The organism is Rugosimonospora africana, from assembly GCF_016862975.1.
Taxonomy (GTDB): domain Bacteria; phylum Actinomycetota; class Actinomycetes; order Mycobacteriales; family Micromonosporaceae; genus Rugosimonospora; species Rugosimonospora africana.
Genome location: NZ_BONZ01000181.1, coordinates 1 through 998, shown reverse-complemented (window position 1 = coordinate 998; position 998 = coordinate 1). Strand labels below are relative to the sequence as shown.

Annotated in this window: 1 protein-coding gene; it reads left to right on the top strand. The window is 72.0% G+C overall.

What is annotated here, in order from left to right:
• Positions 1–928: TIGR03619 family F420-dependent LLM class oxidoreductase (locus Raf01_RS49110; RefSeq protein ID WP_203925074.1), on the top strand; the 928-nt coding region annotated here is incomplete at its 5' end.
• Between the last annotated feature and the right edge of the window lie 70 nt (positions 929–998).

Genomic DNA, 998 nt, shown 5'->3' with positions numbered 1-998 from the left:
CGCCTGCGACCACCGGACCGTCACCGAAAGGCCACCCGCGATGGCACTGCTGCGCCTCGGAGTCTCCCTTCAACCGCGCTGGCCGCTCGACGATGGAGCCAGCGTGCTCCGCGCCGCACGCCAGGCCGAGGATCTGGGCTTCGACCACGTCGCGGTCGGCAACCGCCTTCTGGACAGTGGGTTCGGCCTCGACTCCGACCCGTTCGTCCTGCTGTCGGCCGTCGCGGGCATGACGACGCGTCTGCGGCTGCTGACGTCCGTGGTCGTCGCGCCGTACTACCCAGCGCTGGTACTGGCCAACCAGGCAGCGACTCTGGACGTGGTGTCCGGCGGCCGCCTGATCCTGGGTGTCGGCACCGGCTGGAACCCTGACGAGTTCGACGCCGTGGGCGTCCCCGCCCGCCAACGCGGCGTACGCACCGACGACCACCTCGCGGCCGCAAAGGCCCTGTGGACGCGGCGACCAGCCGAGTTCGACGGGCCGTTCACGACACTGCGGGCCGCACACCTGGGAGTGCCTCCCATCACCCCCGGCGGACCGCCCGTATGGATCGGCGGCCACAGCGACGCCGCCCTGCGCCGCGCGCTGCGGTTCGGCGACGGCTGGTACGGCACCGGCGCCGACACCGCTGAGGTCGCTGGTGTACGACGCCGCCTACGCGAACTCGCCACCGACACAAGGGACGCTGACCGCCTCTCGCTTGCTTCGGCCGCATTCCTCACCCCGCCCGGCATCCCCACGGCGGTACCGCCGCCGGGGCGGCTGCTCGGCGGCACTACGCCCAGCTCAGGCAGCGTCGCCGACGAACTCGGGCGACTCGCCGAGGCGGGGCTCGCAGCCTGCACCATGTGGCTGCCCATTGCCGCTGAGCATCTCGGGGAGGCGATGGAGTGGATCGCAGCCGAGGTCGCGCCGCAGCTCACCTGATGCGTGACCGAGAAGGTTCGCCTGACTGATCAAGCTGCCGCGTGGAGGGGGCGTCCGCCCCAGCGGTGCT